Consider the following 19,461-nt stretch of genomic DNA (forward strand, 5'->3'; position numbering starts at 1 on the left):
CCCGCACGGAAAGCGCTGCAACTATTGGACGAAACGTTGACGCTGTGACTGGTTTGACCGATGAGCGGCATGTTTGCTCACGCGAGCAATGCTTTCGACCAACGATGTCGATATCCGGAGAGGTCATGCAGCAATCGATTCATCGTCCTGACCGGCGTTTGACGATCCGAGGAATTGGCCTGATAGCGGCAGCGGTCGGCATATTGGCCTCGAGCCCGGCATCGGCCTGTACCGGACTGGTCGCGATCTGCGGGAAAGCGTCGAGGGGCGCGATGACGCTGATCGAGGACGGGGTGCCGGCTCGGGTCGTTGTCGAACCGACCGTCGATGGCGGCGTTCGCGATGCCGCCGACGATCTAAGCCGCGACCTGACCGGACTCGCCGGCCGCAGCGGAGAGGCGCAGGGCCGGGCGGTGCTGATCGGCGTGCTGGGGCAAAGCCGGACGATCGACGCATTGGTCGCGGCGGGCAAGCTGGACGTATCGACGTTGAAGGGCCGGTGGGAGGGCTATGTCCAGCAGGTGGTCGAGGCACCGATGCCGGGCGTCGCCCGCGCGCTGGTGATCGTCGGCGCCGACAAGCGCGGGGCGATCTTCGGCACCTATGACCTGTCGCGTCGGGCGGGAGTGTCGCCCTGGAACTGGTGGGCGGACGTGCCGGTGCCGGTGCGCCCGAACCTGTATGTGACGACAGGGCGGCGGATCGACGCGCCGCAGGTGCGCTATCGCGGCATCTTCCTGAACGACGAGGAACCGGCGCTGGGCGAATGGGCGCGCAGCAGCTTTGGCGGGATCAATGCGCGCTTCTATGCGCGGGTGTTCGAACTGACGTTGCGGCTCAAGGGCAATTATCTGTGGCCGGCGATGTGGGGCAAATCGCTGTGGCAGGACGATCCGGCGAGCGCCGCACTGGCCGACCGGATGGGGATTGTACTCGGCACCTCGCACCACGAACCGATGCAGCGCGCGCATATCGAATGGGCGCGGGGCAAGGGCGGGGCGTGGGATTACACGACCAATGCCGAGAAGCTGCGCGGCTTCTGGCGCGAGGGAATCGTGCGCAATGCCGGGCGCGATGCGGTGGTGACGGTCGGCATGCGCGGCGATGGCGACGAGCCGATGACCAGCGGCACCGCGACCAAGCTGCTCGAACGCATCGTCGCCGACCAGCGCGGCATCATCGCCGAGGTGACCGGCAAGCCCGCTGCGCAGACGCCGCAGGTCTGGGCGCTCTACAAGGAAGTGCAGGACTATTACGATTCCGGGATGCGCGTTCCAGACGACGTGACGCTGCTGTTCGCCGATGACAATTGGGGCAATATCCGTCGCCTGCCCAAGGTCGGCGAAACCCGACCGGGCGGGTACGGCGTCTATTATCATTTTGATTATGTCGGCGGTCCGCGCAACTATAAGTGGCTCAACACCAACCAGATTTCGCGAACCTGGGAGCAGATGGCGCTGGCCGACGCGCACGGTGTCGACCGAATGTGGATCGTCAATGTCGGCGACCTGAAGCCGATGGAGCTGCCGACCAGCTTCTTCCTCGACATGGCGTGGAATCCGAAGGCGATGACCGTCGACGCGATGGCGGACTATCATCGCCGCTGGGCAGCCGAACAGTTCGGGGCGGGGCAGGCGGACGCGATCGCGTCGATCCTCGACCGCACGACCCGCTATCTGGCGCGGCAGAAGCCCGAACTATGGTCGCCCGATAGCTGGAGCCTGACCGACGGCACCGCCGACCGGGTGCTGGCCGAATGGGCGGCGCTCGACCGCGACGTCGCGGCGGTGCGGCCCAAAGTCGCGGGGCAGGACGCCTTCTATCAACTGGTCGCGCATCCGGTCGAGGCGGCGGGCAATCTCGCCCGGCTCTATGTGACGGTCGCGCGCAACCGCGCGGCGGCGGCGGCGGGCGATCCGGCGGCCAACCGCCTCGCGGAGGAGGCGGAGCGGCTGTTCGCCAACGATCGTGCGATCCGCGCGCGCTATGAGGGGCTGAACGGCGGCAAGTGGCGGTACATGATGGCGCAGACGCATATCGGCTATACGAGCTGGCAACAGCCCGAGACCGATGTGATGCCAGAGGTGCGTCGCGTCGCGCCCGGCACGCGGCGCACGCCGATTGCGGTCCAGCCGCCGGCGAAGCCGACCGAGATCGATGCGGCGGCGTTCGCTGCCAACCGTCCTGCCGACGCGGTGCGTTGGGTTATCGTGCCCGGCCTCGGCATCGCGGGTCGCGCGGTGACGCCATGGCCGCAGACGGCGGCGGCGCAGGTGCCGGGCAAGGGGCCTGCGCTCGATTACACGGTCACGCTGCCTGCCGGCACCGCGACGGTCGAGGTGCTGGCGGCGCCGTCGCTCGATGTGACCGGCGGCGGGCGGCGCTACGCCATCGCCATCGACGATGCCGCGCCACAGGTGATCGACCTGTGGAAAGGAACGGGTGAGAAGGAATGGGCGGAGGCGGTCAGCAATGCGGTTCGCGCGACCCGGTCCAGCCATCAGGTGGCAGAGGCCGGGCGGCATCGCATCCGCTTGTGGATGGTCGATCCGGGGGTGGTGATCGAACGGTTGCGCGTCCTGCCCTGACCGGCATTGCGCGCGCATAGTGTGGCGCACCGGTAACGGCGTCGTTCCGGAATCGGACGCATATGCGCGGCATATCGCCAAAGCATCTTCCATCCGCTATGGGCGCCTCGCCGATCGCGATGCCGACGCGGGGGCGGTGTGGAACTGTCACACTTCGCCAGTAGGGCGACTCGTCCATTCGGCAGGGGAATTTCGATGACGAGCGCAGCGCTGGAGCGGGATGGACGCCCCGGCCCGAAACTGGACGACGGCTTCGGCCGCGCCGGTACGTTTGGATTCGCCACGGCGATCGTCGCCGCACTCGGCTATGTCGTCTATAACGTATATCACGACGCAGCGGCGGCCAGCGTCGATCCGCTGACGCTGATGCCCTTCGCGCTGCTGGTGCTTGCGCTCATTATAGCGTTGGGCTTCGAATTCGTGAACGGCTTCCACGACACCGCCAATGCGGTCGCGACCGTCATCTACACCAATTCGATGCCCGCCCATGTCGCGGTGGTGTGGTCGGGGTTCTTCAACTTCCTCGGCGTGTTGCTGTCGACCGGTGCGGTCGCGTTCGGCATCATCTCGCTGCTGCCGATCGAACTGATCCTGCAGGTCGGGTCGTCGTCGGGCTTCGCGATGGTGTTCGCGCTGCTGATCGCGGCGATCGTGTGGAACCTCGCTACCTGGGCGCTGGGCATCCCGTCATCGTCGTCGCACACGCTGATCGGATCGATCATCGGCGTCGGCGTGGCGAATGCGATCCTGCAGGGGCGCAACGGATCGGCTGGCGTCGATTGGGACAAGGCGACCGAGATCGGCAAGGCGCTGCTGATCTCGCCGCTGATCGGCTTCGGGGTCGCGGCGCTGCTGTTTCTCGCGATGAAGACGCTGGTGCGCAACCGCAAGCTGTACGAGGCGCCGGTCGGCGACACGCCGCCGCCGCTGTGGATTCGCGCGCTGCTGATCTTCACCTGCACCGGCGTCAGCTTCGCCCACGGGTCGAACGACGGACAGAAGGGCATGGGTCTCATCATGCTGATCCTGATCGGCACGGTGCCGACCGCCTATGCGCTCAACCGTGCGGTTCCCGCCGAATATGAGGCGCAGTTCGCCACCAACAGCGCGGCGGCGGTGCAGGTATTGGCCCCGCGCGGCCCGCGCGTCGGCCTCGACGACATGGCCGCGCGCAGCCAGACGCAGCGCTATATCACCGAGCGCAAGCTGGACGCCGAAACCGTACCCGCCGTCACCGCGCTGGTCGGGACGATCGACCGCCAGGTCCGCGAATATGGTTCGCTGGCCAAGGTTCCGGCGGCGGTCAGCGGCAATATGCGCAACGACATGTATCTTGCCTCCGAAGCGGTGAAGCGCATCGGCAAGGAGAAGTCGCTGGGCCTGAACGATCGCGACCAGCAGGTGCTGACCGATTATCGCGGTTCGCTCGACGCCGGCACGCGCTTCATCCCGCTATGGGTCAAGGTCGCGGTCGCCTTCGCGCTCGGTCTCGGCACGATGGTCGGTTGGAAGCGGATCGTGGTCACCGTCGGCGAAAAGATCGGCAAGACCCACCTGACCTATGCGCAGGGCGCGTCGGCCGAGCTGGTGGCGATGGGCACGATCTTCGGTGCCGACAGCCTCGGCCTGCCGGTGTCTACCACGCACGTCCTGTCGTCGGGCGTCGCCGGCACGATGGCGGCGAACCGGTCGGGGTTGCAGATGGGGACAGTGCGCAACCTGCTGATGGCGTGGGTGCTGACGCTGCCGGTGTCGGTGCTGCTGTCGGGGTCGCTCTACCTGCTGCTGAACCGGGTCTTCTGATCGCATGACGGTGGCGACGCAGCGGGGGGACCGGTCGGTCGTGCCGCTGCGCCGTGATCCGGTGGCATGGCTGATCCTGCTGCTGGTCTGGTTTTCCTGCGCATGGTTCGGGTCGTGGGAGTTCAATCCCAACAACGCCGTGCGCATGTTCGCCACCCTGTCGCTGGTCGAACAGGGCGACGCGACGATCGATGAATTCGCCCCCCTGACGATCGACAAGGCGCAGTTCGGCAGCCATTATTATTCGGACAAGGCGCCGGGGATGACCGTGCTGGGCATGCCCGCCGTTGCTATCGCTGATCGGCTGTCGGGACAGCGCGCCGATGACTTCGTCCCCGGTTTCGAAAATCGCGAGTTCAACCGGTTCCTGAAAATCCGCATCCGGCTGGTCGCCGTCACCATCTGTGCGGTGCTGAGCGCGCTGGCGGCGATGCTGCTCTACGATCTGGTGCGACGGGTGACCGGCGATGTCGAGGCGGGCGTGGTCGCCGCGCTTTCCTATGGCCTTGGCACCACCATCTGGGGCTGGTCGACGACGATCTTCGGCCATGCCCCGGTCGCGGCGTTGCTGCTGATCGCCGCCTGGGCGGTGTGGCGGGGCACCGGGGCGGCACGGTCGCCCGGTCATGCGGTCGTCGCCGGGCTGGCGCTCGGCTGGGCGGTGCTGATCGAACATTCGGCGCTGATCGCCGGGTTGCCGGTCGCGGGCTTCGCGCTGTGGCGGCTGCGGACGGTCGCGCGGGGGGAGGCGGTGCGGACCGTCGCCATCGCATTGGCAGCGGGCGCCAGCGCGCTGGTCGTGCTGCTCGCCTATAACCTGATCGCGTTCGGGACGGTGTTCCGGCTCGGCTATTCGGGCGTCACCGATTTTGCGGGGATGCAGGAGGGGCTGTTCGGACTGACCTATCCCAAGCCCTATGTGCTGTACGAACTGATCCTCGGCGAACGGCGCGGCATGTTGTGGGTCGCGCCGATCCTGATCGTCGCGCCGTTCGGGCTGGCGATGCTGGTGCGCGATCGCGCCACGCGCGACCTCGGCTGGCTGGCGGTCGCGGGGGCGGTGGTGCCGTTCCTCATCAACGCCAGCTATTATTACTGGGACGGCGGCAACGCGACCGGGCCGCGCCACGCGCTGCCGGCGGTCGGGTTTCTGTGCATCGGTATCGGCGCGTTCTGGGCGCAGGCGACGCGCTGGTCGCGCGTGGCGGTGGCGGCGTTGCTGGCGGGGTCGGTCGTCCTCAACATGGCGATCGCCAGCGCGGAGATCACCGCGCCGCAGGACGAGCCGCGCGCGCTGGCGGTGGCGGTGTTCCGGGAGCGGTTCGATCCGGGCTATCTGCGTACCGTCGCCGATGAATGGCTTGGGTTCACGCCGTGGCAGGGGTTGGCGATCTGGGCTGTCGTCGCCGGGGTGCTGACGGTGGCGCTGTCGGTGTTTGTCGGTCGCGCCAGGGCTGAAAGAAGATAGGGTTCACGCGAAGGCGCGGAGGCGCGAAGGGGTTGCGTTCCGGGTGACGGTCGCGCGAGCGGGAGACGCCTTCACCGGCTGCAACGCAGATGAGGCCGGTGGCGCGGGCGGGATGTCCATCGGCGAAACCCCATCGCGCCTTTGCGCCTTCGCGCGAACCAACCCTACTCGGCTGCCTGCGCCTGCGGTTCGGGGATCATAAAGCCGTAGCGCGCCTCGACCGCCGGATCGAGCCAGGCATGGATATGGGCGAGGTCGGCGTCGGACACCGGTGGGTAGGCGGTCGGACGGAAGGCACGCCGACCCTGCCCCTTGTACGTGTCCTGCGCGACGAACGGTTCGGCCATGGTCAGGCCGGTCGCGGCGGCAAGATCGGCGATCACGCCCACCGGATCGGTGACGAACGCCTCGTGGTTCAGCAGCGCGACATGATGCGCCCGGTCGTGCAGTCCCGCCCAATGGCGCAGCTTCGCGGTACGCTTGGCGAGCGGGTTGGCGAAGCGTTCGCCGGTGTCGGGGCAGCGTTCGTGCAGCATCTCGCGGCCCAGCACCGGATGATCGTCCTCGACCCCCCAAAATTCGCTGTCCCAATAGCTATGCCACGGCGCGCGGATAAAGTCGGAGAAACCGAGTTTCTTCAGTTCGGGATGGGCGTGCCATGGTTGACGGTGCAGGCTGCGCACCCAGTCGACCGGATCGCGCGCCACCGCCAACACCATTACGTCGCGCGGGAACAGTATCTGTTCGGGCACGAACCAGTGTTTGAAGCCATGCTGTTCGGTAAAGGCGGCGCGGCCGAGATTGGCCTCGATCGACCGGATGAGGACGTTGGTGCCTGAACATCGCTGGCCATAGACCTGGATCGCGCGGATCGGCGCGTCGCCACGGCGCAGTATCGTCAGGCCGGGGCGCGGATTGGACCAGCCGTCATGCGTCGTCATGCAGGTTCTATTCCCATCTGAATCATCGGAAATCGTTGTGATTCCGAAATAATTTTTGGTATGGCGGTTACGCGGGGAGCCGGCAACGGTTCCGCCGCGTTCGTGCGCAGGTACGAAGACGGGTTTCTCCGGGGGACAGATGACGACGCGGCCGATCACCTTTTTCATCCATCATCAGGGCCGCGGCCACGCCAATCGGGCGATGGCGATCATTCGCGAACTGCCCGCCGAGCGGCCGGTGACGATCCTGTGCGCGCGGCCCGAATTGTTCGACGGCTTCGACCGGCCGATCGAGATCGTGGCGCTGCCCAACATGATCGGCGCGCCGGTCCCGACGCGCGCGCTGTTCGACCAGCCGACGCCCGAGGTGCTGCACTGCGTGCCGCTGGGCGTCGAGGCGACGCGGCGGACGATGCGGACGATCCTAGACCATCTCGACGATGCCGCCCCCGCGCTGTTCGTGGTCGATGTTTCGGCAGAGATCGCACTGCTGTCGCGCATCGCCAGCGTGCCGGCGATCAAGATCCGCATGCATGGCGACCGCACTGATCCGGGGCATCTCGGCGCCTATCAGGCGTGCGTCGGGTTGCTGGCGCCGTTCGATCAGCGAATCGAGCAGGACGACTTTCCCGACTGGGGCCGGGCCAAGACCTGTTATACCGGCGGGCTGTGCACCACGACCGATGCCGTGCCGACCAAGACCGAGGCACGCGCGAAGCTGGGCATCGATCCTAACAAGGAAGTTGTGCTAGTGCTGACCGGCGGCGGCGGGGCGGGGACGCCCTATGCCCCGCTGACCATGGCGGCGCGGGCGGTGCCCGACGCGCTGTGGCTGGTGATCGGACCGGTGCATCGCGAGGGGCATGAAACCGATTTCGGCAATTTGGTCGAACGCGGCTGGGTCGACGGCGTCACCGATCACATCGCCGCCGCTGATGTCGTGATCGCATCGGCGGGCGACAATACGGTGCATGAGATCGCGCGGGTCGGCCGCCCCTATATCTGCGCGCCGGAATGGCGGTATTTCGCCGAACAGACGCGCAAGGCCGACCGGCTGGCCGAGGTCGGCGCGGCGGTGGCGCTGCATCAATGGCCGGGGGCGCTGGCACCGTGGCGCGGGCTGCTGGACGCCGCCAAGGCGCTCGATCCGGCGGCGCTGGCCGCGCTGTACGATGCGGGCGCGGCGGGCCGGGCGGCGGATTATATCGAGGGGCTGGCGGTACGGCTCTGGGCCGACTGACGCACGGCGGGAACGTCCCCGTCCGTAGCGGGAGAATGGGGCGGCCGACGCCGCCCCATGCCCTTACTTGATGTCGAGCATCACTACCGACTTGGCTGGCAGCGTCACCGTCAGCGTGCCGTTGGCGACCTGTGCGCTGGTGAAGGCGGTCGGGGTCACGGCGTTGGGGTTGTCGAACGTGTTGTGCGCGGTGATCGTCGGCGCGGTCAGCACCCGGCTCGTCACGGTCGCGCCGTTGATCCCGGTCAGCGCCGCCGACACGGTGGTCGGACGGTTCGGATCGGCGTTCGACAAGGCGACATGGACCACGCCGTCCTTGCCGCGCACCGCCGAGGCCGACACCGCCGGCATCACCCATTTGTCACGCGAGTAATAGGGGCTGTTGACTGTGATCGGCAGCACCGTGCCGTCCATGAACGGCTTGTACATTTCGAACACGTGATAGGTCGGCGTCAGGACCATCTTCGGCCCGTCGGTCAGGATCATCGCCTGCAACACGTTCACCATCTGCGCGATGGCGGTCATCTTCACCCGGTCGGCATGTTTGGCGAAGATGTCGAGGTTGATCGCGGCGACCAGCGCGTCGCGCAGCGTGTTCTGCTGGCGCAGGAAGCCCGGCGTCGTGCCCGGATCCTGGGCATACCACGTGCCCCATTCGTCGACGGCCAGCCAGACGCGCTTTTGCGGGTCGTACTTGTCCATCATCTGCGAATGCTTGGTGATCAGCTCGTCCATCTTCCACGTCCGCGCGAGCGTTTCGGCCCAGGCGGATTCGTCGAACTCGGTCGGCGATGCCTTGGGCGGCCAGCCGCCGCCAGGCACGGTGTAGTAATGCAGCGAGACGGCGTCGATCTGGTTGATCGCCTCGCGCATCATCACGTCGGTCCAGTTATAGTCCTCGACATTGGCGCCGGATGCGATCTTGAGAACGCGGCTGCCGGCCGGCGACTTGATGAAGGTCGCGAAGCGCTTCGTCTCGTCGGCGGCATATTCGGGGCGCATATTGCCGCCACAGCCCCACAGCTCGTTGCCGATGCCGAAATAGGGCACCTTCCACGGCGCCTTGCGGCCGTTCTTCGCGCGTTCGTCGGCGAGGGTGCCGGCTTCCTGCGTCATATATTCGACCCACTCGGCCATTTCGCGCGGCGATCCGTTGCCGACATTGCCCGAGATATAGGCTTCGGCGCCGACCTGTTCGGTCAGGTCCATGAATTCATGGGTGCCGACCGCATTGTCCTCGGTCACGCCGCCCCAGTTGGTGTTGATCTTGACCGGGCGCTTGTTGCGGGGCCCGATCCCTTCGCGCCAGTGATATTCGTCGGCGAAGCAGCCGCCGGGCCAGCGGATGACCGGCACGCCGAGGCGCTTCAGCGCGGCGACGACATCGTTGCGGAACCCGCGCGTGTTGGGAATGCGGCGGTCGTTGCCGACCCACAGGCCGCCATAGATGCCGTTGCCGAGATGTTCGGCGAACTGGGTGAAGATACGCCGGTCATAGGTCGGACCCTGCTGATCGCCGCGGATCGCGATCTGCGCCGGTTCGCCCGGCTGCGGCGTCGCGGGGGCGGGGGCCTGGGCAGATGCCGACGCTGCGATCAGCACCGATGCCGTACCGAGCACGAAATTGCGTGCGCGGGTCCGCAATGTGCGGCGCGCGGTCGATTGAGTACGCATGGGTTCTCGCCCCCTCCTCTGTTCTTGTCGGACTATTGGGTAGCGGGCCTGCCGGGGCGGATCAAGCACCGACTTGCGGTGCGCGCGCGCTTTGCTTGCGTCGCTGCCGCGGGTAAGAAGGGCGTCATCGGATATTATAGCGAGGTTAGCTTTTGACGTCTTCTCCCCAGTCGTGCGGCCTGGTCGCGGTCCTTGGCGCCCCGAATGCGGGCAAGTCGACGCTGGTCAATGCGCTGGTCGGGCAGAAGGTCGCGATCACCAGTCCCAAGGCGCAGACGACGCGCACCCGGTTGATGGGCATCGCGATCGAGGGCGACACGCAGCTGCTGCTGGTCGACACGCCGGGCATTTTCGAACCGAAGCGGCGGCTGGACCGGGCGATGGTGTCGGCAGCGTGGGAAGGTACGGCGGGTGCTGATGCGATCGCGGTGGTGGTCGATGGCAAGGGCGGGATCGGGCCGAAGGTCCGCGCGATCGTCGAGCCACTGGCCGCGCGCAAGGAGCCGAAGCTGCTGATCCTGAACAAGGTCGACATCGCCGACAAGCCGCGCCTGCTCGACCATGCCGCGCGGCTGCACGAGATGGCGGCGTTCGAGGAGACGTTCTTCGTCAGCGCGACGACCGGCGATGGCCTGGCCGAGATGAAGGCGGCGCTGGCGAAGCGGATGCCAGAGGGGCCGTGGCATTTCCCCGAGGATCAGGTGAGCGACGCCACCGACCGGATGCTGGCGGCGGAGGTGACGCGCGAGCAGCTATACCATCAGCTCCACGAGGAACTGCCCTATGCGAGCGCGGTCGACACCGAACGCTATCTGGAGCGCGAGGACGGGTCGGTCGAAATCCACCAGCAAATCTATGTTGCGCGCGACACGCAACGCGCGATCGTGCTGGGCAAGGGTGGGCAACGGATCAAGGAAATCGGCGCGACCGCGCGCAAGGAATTGCAGGAGCTATTGGGCGTTCGGGTACATCTCTACCTGCATGTGAAGGTCAAGCCGAACTGGGAAGAGGACCGGATGCTGTACCGGGATATTGGGCTGGACTGGGTGGAATAGGGGGCGGTCCTTCACTTACGACCTCGTCATCCCCGCGCAGGCCTTCAAAACAGCTTGCGCACCGAGAGCTTCATGATCCGGCCATAGGGATCGAGAAACGCCGGCTGGAAGCGGAACGGCACCGCGCCGTTCCGGTCGCGGACATCGGGCCGGTCGTTCAGCAGGTTCTGGATTTCGAACTGGACGGTCATGCCTTTGGTCCAGGCGGCTCTGGGTGCCAGTTGCTGCCCTTCGAGTTGCGAATAGAAGCCGACGAACGTCGCGGGGGTGAAGCGCAGGTCGGATTCGGCGATGCTGCTGCGGATGCGGGTCGGTGCCTGCCAGAAGGCATAGGTGCCAAGGCGTACCGGACCATAGGAACCGCCGATATTCGCCTGCGCCTCGTAGCGCGACCGCCCGCTATTGCCGTCGAGCGAGGCGCCATCGAGCAAATCGAGTTCGGGCTGGCCGGGGCTGAGCACCAGCCGGTCGTCGAGCCGTGCCGTGACGGTGGTGAAGCTCCACAACATCGGCCGCTGCTTGGGTGGCGGCGGCGGCGGCGCGTCCTTGGCCGGGGGCGTCGGCGCGGGCGGCTTGGGGCCGATCTGTCCGAAGAACGACCAGCCCGCCGTGATCTTGCGTTCGCGTTCGTCGAAGGCGTTGATCGGGCGCAGGTCGGCGCGCAGCAATTGTCCGGCGGCATCACGCGGGAATCGTTGGGGAAAGGCGGCCTGCAATTCGGCGGTCGCGCTGCCCGGATAGACGAGCTGATCGGTGATGCGCGTGTCGACATAGGCAAGGTTCAGGCGCAGCTCGCTGCCCTTGATCGGTTGCCAGTCGAGGCCGAGTGTACGAACCTGACGTTCCTCGGGCGCAAGGTCGGTGTTGCCGCCGCCGGTGACCGCGATCAGCGCGCTGGTGCCGGTAACGAAGTCGAAGAACGGCGTGTTGGGAACGGTGACGATCGGGTTGGTCAACGCCGCGATGGCTGGCGGGGTCTGCGCGGTGTTGATCGACGCGGTGATCTGGATCGGGCGCCACGGGTTCCAGCGGAGCGCAAGGTTGCTGCTGGTCAGATTGCCATAGTCCGACACCCCGGTGACCCCCAGCGTCGCATTGGCCGAGACCGTGCCGATCGCGTCGAGCACGCCGCGATCGACCGAGGTGATCGGCAGATCGAGACTGGCGCTGGTGCCTGCGATCGTCCGCGTCAGCGACGTCGCCGCGCCGATATCGTCGGCCAGCCGCCCGTTGCTGTTCGAATAGGCGTAATCGGCGTTGAGCGTCAGCAACGCCTGCCCGGCCGGCAGATGGAAGGCCGGGCCGTTGGCGGTCGCCTTGGCAGTGGCGGTGTTGGTCAGGGTGCGGCTGCGGGTGACGATCCGGCCGGCGGTGGCGATGCGGTCGGACAGGTCGTAGGGATCGGCGCCGGCATCGACCGCCGCCTGCAACACCGCCGGATCGACGCCGCGATCGACCGAGGCGCGGGCACGGACGCGGTCATATTCCCCGCTGACCGTCCACATCCAGCGGCCGATCCCGCCCTGCACCGCCGATCCGGCGTGCAGCGTCAGATTGTCGTTGCGCTGGGTCAGCGTCCCGGCTTCGTCCAGATAGCGGTAAAGCAGCACGTCGCCGGCAAACGGGCTGGCCGGATTGGCGGCGGGCAGGCGCAGCGTCGCGCCCTGCAACCCGGCGAGCGCAAAACCGCGTTGCGCGTCCATGATCAGGTTCAGCGACCCGGTCATGGTCTTGCCGATCGGGACGGCGTGAGTCATGTCGACCTTCAACTGGTCGTTGCTGCGCAGCGACAGGAAGGGCGAGATGTCGGTCGCGCGGGTCGTGCCGGCGGCATAGGCGTTCACGGTGTCGCGTTGTGTCGGATCGGTCGGCACGGCGGTGGCGGTGATCGCCCGCCCGGCAAGGGCGTCGAGCGCGGGGTCGATGCTGCCGCCGTTCAGCCCGCGCAGATTGCCGGTCCGGTCGAACAGCGTATCGTTGTCGACCTGATAGGGACGCTCATCGGCGAATAACGGGTTCTGCCGGTCGTAGTTGATCGCCAGCGTGGTGCGGCGATTACCCTCGATCCGGGTCGCGCCCAGTTGGGTGCGCGCGGTCCCGCCGCCGCCGTCGGTGGTGGTGCCCGCCCCCTGTTCGACGGTCAGTCCGCGAAAATGTTTCTTGGTGACGAAATTGACGACGCGGACCGTTGCCGGAAAGCCGAAGCGCGCCGAATCCTGTTCGTTCAGGATTTCGGTCCGCTCCAGCGCTTCGGGCGGGAGGGTCTGGATCTCGCGATAGCCCGAAATGCGGCGGCCGTTGAGCAGGAATACCGGTTCGCCGCTGCTGTTCGACGTGGTCAGCGGTTTCAGCAGTTTGAGCAGTTCCTCGATGCTGGTCACGCCCATTGCCCGGATCGCCTCGGCATCGAGTACCGCGACCGGCGCCGCATCGCCCAGAGCCGATCCCGGCGGACGTTTGCCGGTGACGACAATCTCTTGCCCGGGCGTTTCCCCGCCCGGTTGCTCGGTATCGTCCTGTGCCCATGCCGGGACGGGAGCGGTAAGGAGTGCCGCGCCGGCGAGCGTCCGCCAGCCGTCCCGCCCGTATCGCGTCATGCACGCCACTCCGTTACCGTTGCGCCCGCGGACTACGCAGGGTTTCCGGCCGGATCGTGGCAGAACGGGGCAATTGAACGGCGGTCCGGCGACAAGGTGGCGTCGTACCTGGTTTCGGCAACCGGGCGGGCGCAACGCAAAAAGGCCGGCCCTCCTTGTCGGAGGACCGGCCCATTCCCGTGACCCCGTTACGCCACCGGGGGTTCGGGAAAGCGCTTAGCGGCGGCAGTAGCGCGGGGCGTCCGCCTTATCGATCGCCCGGCCGGCCAAGGCGCCGACACCGCCACCCAGGATGGTGCCGAGCAGGCGGTTGCCGTTGCCGCCGACCTGGTTGCCGAGCAGGCCGCCGGCGATCGCGCCGATCACCGTGCCGCCGTCACCATTTTCGCAACGTTCGCCGCGACGGTTGACGTAGCGGTTGTTGTAATAGCCGCGGTCGCCGCGATATTCGCGGTAGCTGCGGCCGTCCCGGTAATCCCGCTCATAGCGGTCCCCGCGCCAGCTCTGCGCCGAAGCGGCGGTGGGGGCGGCGGCGGTGGCGACCGTGGCAAGGGCGGCGGCAGCGAGCGTCAGCTTCTTGAACATGGGTCTTCTCCCTCAAAATCTGGTGACGGTTCCTGATCGGGATGTCCGTCTGTGATTTGGGGTATGCCCTGATTCGCTTGAGCCGATACTGAATGCGCCTGTTAGCTGCCGTTCAGTATCGGCCGGGACGGATGGGCCGTTTCACGCGACCTTCGCGTACCCCTTCGCAGGTGGCTGTCCAGGGTTGCAAAGGCGGGCGGCAACATTGCTTGGTTCTGGACCCCCGCCTGTTCGGGGTACGGTGAACGTTGAGGGGGGCTCATCGTCCCGCAAACCGCCCACGGGCCCATGCGGGTTTTGCTTTAGTTCCCGGCCACGAAACCCTATATACTCGCTATGGCAACGAACCCCAATCAGAACGACTACGGCGCAGATTCGATCAAGGTGCTGAAGGGCCTGGACGCGGTCCGCAAGCGCCCCGGCATGTATATCGGCGATACCGACGACGGCTCCGGCCTCCACCACATGGTGTTCGAGGTCAGCGACAATGCGATCGACGAGGCGTTGGCGGGGCATTGCGACCGCATCCTCATCACGCTGAACGCCGATGGTTCGGTGTCGGTCGAGGATAATGGCCGCGGCATCCCGACCGGCATCCATTCGGAAGAGGGCGTGTCGGCGGCCGAGGTCATCATGACCCAGCTCCACGCCGGGGGTAAGTTCGAGAACACCAACGACGACAATGCGTACAAGGTGTCGGGCGGCCTGCACGGAGTCGGCGTGTCGGTGGTGAACGCGCTTAGCGACTTCCTCGACCTGACCATCTGGCGTGACGGGCAGGAGCATTATATGCGCTTCCGCCGTGGCGATGCCGAAGCGCCGTTGAAGGTGATGGGGCCGTCGGACAAGCGCGGGACGCGCGTCACCTTCCTGCCATCGCCCGAAACGTTCAAGATCGTCGAGTTCGATTTCGACAAGCTCGAACACCGCTTCCGCGAGTTGGCGTTCCTGAATTCGGGCGTGCGACTGGTGCTGGTCGACGCCCGGCACGAGGAGCCGCGCGAGGTCGAGCTGTTCTACGAAGGCGGGATCGCCGCGTTCGTGAAGTATCTCGACCGGACCAAGACGCCGCTGATGCCCGATCCGATCGCGATCCATGGGTTCCGCGACGATGTCGGCATCGACGTCGCGCTGGAATGGAACGACAGCTATTACGAGAATGTCCTCGCCTTCACCAACAACATCCCGCAACGCGACGGCGGCACGCACATGGCGGCGTTCCGCGCCGCGCTGACGCGGACGCTGAACAGCTATGCCGACAAGTCGGGCATGCTGAAGAAGGAGAAGGTCAGCCTCACCGGCGACGACATGCGCGAAGGGCTGACCGCGATCGTGTCGGTCAAGCTGCCCGACCCGAAATTCAGCAGCCAGACCAAGGACAAGCTGGTCTCGTCCGAAGTGCGCCAGCCGCTGGAAGCGCTGATGGCCGACAAGCTGGCCGATTATCTGGAGGAAAATCCGGGTAATGCGAAGGCGATCATCCAGAAGGTGATCGACGCCGCCGCCGCGCGCGAGGCCGCGAAGAAGGCGCGGGAGCTGACGCGGCGCAAGGGTGCGATGGACATCGCCTCTCTCCCCGGGAAGCTCGCCGATTGCCAGGAGCGCGATCCCGCCAAGTCCGAACTGTTCTTCGTCGAGGGTGACTCGGCTGGCGGCTCGGCCAAGCAGGGCCGCGACCGCCATTTCCAGGCGATCCTGCCGCTGCGCGGCAAGATCCTGAACGTCGAGCGTGCGCGGTTCGACCGGATGCTCGCCAGTCGCGAGATCGGGACGATCATCACCGCGCTCGGTACCGGCATCCGCGACGACTTCAACCTCGACAAGCTGCGTTATCACAAGATCGTCATCATGACCGACGCCGATGTCGACGGCGCACATATCCGCACGCTGCTGCTGACCTTCTTCTACCGCCAGATGCCCGAGATCATCGAGGCGGGGCACCTCTATATCGCGCAGCCGCCGCTGTATAAGGCGACCAAGGGCCGGTCGGAGGTCTACCTCAAGGACGACAACGCGCTCGACGAATATCTGGTCGAAGGCGGCGTTAGCGCGCAGGTGCTGGAAACCCCCGCGGGCGCGCGCAGCGGCGACGATCTGAAGGCACTGCTCAGCCATGCGCGGCGGATGCGGACGTTGATGCGCTATGTCCCGCGCCGCTACGATATGGGCATCGTCGAGGTGCTGGCGCTGGCCGGCGTGCTCGATCCGGCAATCGGGGATGCGGATCGCCAGACGCGGTTGCAGGATGCGGTGTCGCGCATCGGCCGCACCGATGTCGAGGCCGAATGGACCGCGCGCGTGACCGAGGATCATGGCCTGCAGTTCCAGCGGCGCTGGCGCGGGGTAACCGACACTCACAATATCGAACCGGCGTTCCTGTTGTCGGCGGAGGGGCGGAAGCTCCACAGCCTCGCCGCAGAAGAAGCGGCGAGCTATGCCGGCGTCTCGAAGCTGGTCAGCGCGCGCAGCGCCGCCGATCCGGTCGCCGAGGGCGAGGAAGAAACGCCTGCAGTCGCGGGCAAGGGCGAGACGCTGGTCGCGCGGCCCAGCCAGTTGCTCGACGCGATCCTGGCGGCCGGGCGCAAGGGGCTCTCGATCCAGCGCTACAAGGGGCTGGGTGAGATGAATGCCGAACAGCTGTGGGAGACGACGCTAGACCCGGCCAACCGGTCGATGCTGCGCGTCGCGATCGATCAGGCCGATGTGGCGGACGAGATATTCACGCGACTGATGGGCGATGTCGTCGAACCGCGCCGCGATTTCATTCAGGAGAATGCGCTGAACGTCGCCAATCTCGACGTTTGAGGCCGGACCGTATCCCCGCGCTGGCGGGGATCCAGGGCCAAGGGCGTTGCGCTCCATTACCCTGGACCCCTGCCTGCGTGGGGGTACGGCTCTTGTTATCCCGTTCGGTTCGAGTAGCTTCGAGCTTGTCGAGAAGCGTCTGTCGAGAATGCGGTGTTTGAGGCACCCCCTTCTCGACTTCGGTTCTCGACAGGCTCGAACCTGCGCTCGAAGCAAACGGGAGTGAGAGGGTATGGGTAGGGGCTATGATCCGGGGCAGGCGGTAGACGCGGACCGCCCCTCTCAATCCAGCGCCATCGCCTGCGCCGCCAGTGCCTCCGCTTCGACCAGTAGCGCATCGTCGGCCGACCCCTGAGTCACCCGCTCGCGGCCGATCAGGACCAGTACCGGCACCGCCAGCGGGCTGACCCGCTCCAGCGTCACATGCCGCATCCGGGCCTGCGCGGTTTCCAGCAAGGTCGCCAGACGCCCGACATCGGTCATCCGCGCGCGCGCATCCTCCCATGCCGCCTGTAACAGTAAATGGCCCGGTTCATATTTGCGCAGCACGTCGTAGATTAGATCGGTCGAGAAGGTGACCTGCTTGCCGGTCTTGCGCTTGCCCGGATGCTGGCGCTCGACCAGGCCGCCGATCACCGCCACCTCGCGAAAGGCGCGTTTGAGCAGCGCCGATCCCTGTACCCAGTCGACGAATTCATGTTCGAGAATGTCGGGTGAGAACAGCGCATGCGGATCGGTAATCGGTTCGAGCGCGTAGCACGCGAGCGCATAGTCGTTCGATACGAAGCCGATGGGATTCAACCCCAGCGCCTCCATCCGCCGGGTGACCAGCATGCCTAGCGACTGATGCGCGTTCCATCCTTCGAAGCTGTAGGCGACCATATAATGCCGCCCGTCATGCGGGAAGGTTTCGACCAGCAGCTCGCCCGCGCGCGGCAGCACCGATCGCCGCGCCTGTATCTCCAGCCATTCGCGGACATCGTCGGGAAAGCGGTGCCATTCGCCCGCATCGGCAAGGAAGCCGCGCACCCGGTCGGCGAGGTTGGTCGACAGCGCCATGCGCGTGCCGCCATATTTGGGAATGCGCGCCGGCTTGCTGGTCGCGCGCACGACCAGATCGGTCAGCTCGATCTTCTCGACTTCGAGGCTCAATCCGGAAAAGAAGAAGGTATCGCCCGGCGACAGCGTCGAGGCGAAATATTCCTCGACCGTGCCCAGCCGCCGCCCGTTCTTGAACCGCACGTCGAGCGTCGGCGCGTCGACGATGATACCCGCGTTCAGCCGGTGCTGGGCGATGAAACCCGGTTTGGTGACGGTCCACAAACCGTCGCTGCCTAGGCGCAGGCGCTTGAACTTGTCGTACGCCTTCAGCGCGTAGCCGCCCTCGGCGATGTAATGCAGGACGCGGTCGAACGTGTCGCTGTCGAGTGCCGAATAGGGCAGGGCACCCCGCACTTCGTCGAGCATTTCGGCGGCGTCGAACGGTTCGGCGCACGCACAGCCCATCAGATGCTGGGCGAGCACGTCGAGCGTGCCGGGGCGGAAGATGTCGCGGTCGAGTTCGCCCGCATCGACCGCGTCGAGCGCCGCCTGCGCCTCCAGAAACTCGAAGCGGTTGCCGGGGACCAGCAACGCTTTCGACGATTCGTCGAGCCGGTGGTTGGCGCGGCCGATGCGCTGCAGCAGGCGCGACGACCCCTTGGGCGCGCCCATCTGGATCACGCAATCGACATCGCCCCAGTCGACGCCCAGATCGAGGCTGGCCGTCGCGACCAGCGCGCGCAACTTGCCGTCGGCCATCGCCTGTTCGACCTTGCGCCGCGCCTCGCGGTCGAGGCTGCCGTGATGGACGCCGATCGGCAATTGGTCGTTATTCGCCTTCCACAAATCCTGAAAGATCAGCTCGGCAAGGCTGCGGGTGTTGCAGAAGACGATGGTCGTGCGGTGCGCGCGGATTTCGCGCATGACCTGTTCGGCGGCATAGCGTCCCGAATGGCCCGACCATGGGATGCGCTCCTGCGGCAACAGGATGCGGATATCGGGGTCGGCGCCAGCCTCGCCCTGCACTGCGGCCACCGCATCGATATCGCCATCGGGAGCGAGCCACGCGCGATAGCCATCGGGGTCGGCTACGGTAGCCGACAGCGCGACCCGGCGGAGGGCGGGCGCGAACTTCTGCAACCGGGTCAGGCATAGCGCCAACAGGTCGCCGCGCTTGTCGGTGGCAAAGGCATGGACTTCGTCGATGACGATCGTCGACAGCGACGCGAAGAGTTTGTCGCTGTCGGGATAGGACAGCAACAGGCTGAGCGACTCGGGCGTGGTCAGCAGGATATGCGGCGGCTTGGCGCGCTGCCGCGCCTTGCGGTCCGACGGCGTGTCGCCGGTGCGCGTCTCGACCCGTATGGCCAAATCCATTTCGGAGATCGGGGTCAGCAGGTTGCGCTGTACGTCGACCGCCAATGCCTTGAGCGGTGAAATATAAAGAGTGTGCAGCCCGTCGCGGGGCCGTTCGATCAAGTCGACCAGCGTCGGCAGGAAGCCCGACAGCGTCTTGCCGGCCCCGGTCGCGGCGACCAGCAGCGCATGGCGGCCGGCCTGCGCCTGTTCGAGCATGTCGAGCTGATGGCGGCGGGGTGTCCAGCCGCGTGCGGCGAACCAGTCGGACAGGGGAGTGGGAAGGTCGCGCACGATCGACGATGTAG

Annotated in this window: 11 protein-coding genes; 6 read left to right on the top strand and 5 right to left on the bottom strand. The window is 66.4% G+C overall.

Annotated elements, in window-relative coordinates; all coding sequences use genetic code 11:
* The first annotated feature begins 104 nt into the window (after positions 1 to 104).
* The 3 genes from AAIO73_RS15895 (at position 105) to AAIO73_RS15905 (ending at position 5,859) form a co-directional block, all read left to right on the top strand.
* Positions 105 to 2,588 (top strand): glycosyl hydrolase 115 family protein, encoded by a 2,484-nt coding sequence (locus tag AAIO73_RS15895; RefSeq protein WP_345879215.1) that lies wholly within the window; start codon positions 105 to 107, stop codon positions 2,586 to 2,588.
* 195 nt (positions 2,589 to 2,783) lie between these two features.
* Positions 2,784 to 4,391 carry an inorganic phosphate transporter gene (locus AAIO73_RS15900; protein WP_345879217.1) on the top strand — a complete coding sequence of 536 codons (1,608 nt, stop codon included), beginning with the start codon at positions 2,784 to 2,786 and terminating at the stop codon, positions 4,389 to 4,391.
* 10 nt (positions 4,392 to 4,401) lie between these two features.
* Positions 4,402 to 5,859 carry a hypothetical protein gene (locus AAIO73_RS15905; RefSeq protein ID WP_345879218.1) on the top strand — a complete coding sequence of 486 codons (1,458 nt, stop codon included), beginning with the start codon at positions 4,402 to 4,404 and terminating at the stop codon, positions 5,857 to 5,859.
* A 164-nt stretch (positions 5,860 to 6,023) separates the two neighbouring features.
* Here the strand turns inward: AAIO73_RS15905 and AAIO73_RS15910 are convergent, their stop codons facing one another.
* Complete coding sequence (locus tag AAIO73_RS15910) at positions 6,024 to 6,800, bottom strand: hypothetical protein (protein ID WP_345879220.1); 777 nt, start codon at positions 6,798 to 6,800, stop codon at positions 6,024 to 6,026.
* A 139-nt stretch (positions 6,801 to 6,939) separates the two neighbouring features.
* Between AAIO73_RS15910 and AAIO73_RS15915 the strand changes: the two genes are divergently transcribed.
* Positions 6,940 to 8,040 (top strand): glycosyltransferase, encoded by a 1,101-nt coding sequence (locus tag AAIO73_RS15915; protein ID WP_345879221.1) that lies wholly within the window; start codon positions 6,940 to 6,942, stop codon positions 8,038 to 8,040.
* A 63-nt stretch (positions 8,041 to 8,103) separates the two neighbouring features.
* Here AAIO73_RS15915 and AAIO73_RS15920 read toward each other — a convergent pair whose 3' ends face one another.
* Entirely contained in the window at positions 8,104 to 9,714 is a 1,611-nt protein-coding gene (locus AAIO73_RS15920; RefSeq protein ID WP_345879223.1) for an alpha-N-arabinofuranosidase, read from the bottom strand.
* Positions 9,715 to 9,866: 152 nt separating this feature from the next.
* Between AAIO73_RS15920 and era the strand changes: the two genes are divergently transcribed.
* Positions 9,867 to 10,769, top strand: a complete 903-nt coding sequence (gene era, locus AAIO73_RS15925; protein WP_345879225.1) for a GTPase Era — start codon at positions 9,867 to 9,869, stop codon at positions 10,767 to 10,769.
* 44 nt (positions 10,770 to 10,813) lie between these two features.
* On the opposite strand, the gene AAIO73_RS15930 is transcribed toward era, so the two are convergent.
* Positions 10,814 to 13,366, bottom strand: coding sequence for a TonB-dependent receptor (locus tag AAIO73_RS15930; protein WP_345879227.1), 2,553 nt, complete (start codon positions 13,364 to 13,366; stop codon positions 10,814 to 10,816).
* A gap of 216 nt (positions 13,367 to 13,582) precedes the next feature.
* On the bottom strand, positions 13,583 to 13,951 hold the full coding sequence (locus AAIO73_RS15935; protein ID WP_056459912.1) for a glycine zipper 2TM domain-containing protein: 369 nt from the start codon (positions 13,949 to 13,951) through the stop codon (positions 13,583 to 13,585).
* Positions 13,952 to 14,287: 336 nt separating this feature from the next.
* Between AAIO73_RS15935 and gyrB the strand changes: the two genes are divergently transcribed.
* Entirely contained in the window at positions 14,288 to 16,756 is a 2,469-nt protein-coding gene (gene gyrB / locus AAIO73_RS15940) for a DNA topoisomerase (ATP-hydrolyzing) subunit B (RefSeq protein ID WP_345879232.1), read from the top strand.
* A 282-nt stretch (positions 16,757 to 17,038) separates the two neighbouring features.
* Here the strand turns inward: gyrB and AAIO73_RS15945 are convergent, their stop codons facing one another.
* A complete protein-coding gene (locus AAIO73_RS15945; protein WP_345879235.1) occupies positions 17,039 to 19,447 on the bottom strand; it encodes a ligase-associated DNA damage response DEXH box helicase in 2,409 nt (802 codons plus the stop codon).
* Between the last annotated feature and the right edge of the window lie 14 nt (positions 19,448 to 19,461).

The organism is Sphingomonas epibiotica, from assembly GCF_039615155.1.
Lineage (GTDB): Bacteria > Pseudomonadota > Alphaproteobacteria > Sphingomonadales > Sphingomonadaceae > Sphingomonas.

What these genes read in the sequence shown, in the direction of transcription:
- AAIO73_RS15895 (WP_345879215.1), top strand. Translation starts at nt 105, where the DNA reads ATGTCGATATCCGGAGAGGTCATGCAGCAATCGATTCATCGTCCTGAC.
- AAIO73_RS15900 (WP_345879217.1), top strand. Translation starts at nt 2,784, where the DNA reads ATGACGAGCGCAGCGCTGGAGCGGGATGGACGCCCCGGCCCGAAACTG.
- AAIO73_RS15910 (WP_345879220.1), bottom strand. Translation starts at nt 6,800, where the DNA reads ATGACGACGCATGACGGCTGGTCCAATCCGCGCCCCGGCCTGACGATA.
- AAIO73_RS15915 (WP_345879221.1), top strand. Translation starts at nt 6,940, where the DNA reads ATGACGACGCGGCCGATCACCTTTTTCATCCATCATCAGGGCCGCGGC.
- AAIO73_RS15920 (WP_345879223.1), bottom strand. Translation starts at nt 9,714, where the DNA reads ATGCGTACTCAATCGACCGCGCGCCGCACATTGCGGACCCGCGCACGC.
- AAIO73_RS15930 (WP_345879227.1), bottom strand. Translation starts at nt 13,366, where the DNA reads ATGACGCGATACGGGCGGGACGGCTGGCGGACGCTCGCCGGCGCGGCA.
- AAIO73_RS15935 (WP_056459912.1), bottom strand. Translation starts at nt 13,951, where the DNA reads ATGTTCAAGAAGCTGACGCTCGCTGCCGCCGCCCTTGCCACGGTCGCC.
- gyrB (WP_345879232.1), top strand. Translation starts at nt 14,288, where the DNA reads ATGGCAACGAACCCCAATCAGAACGACTACGGCGCAGATTCGATCAAG.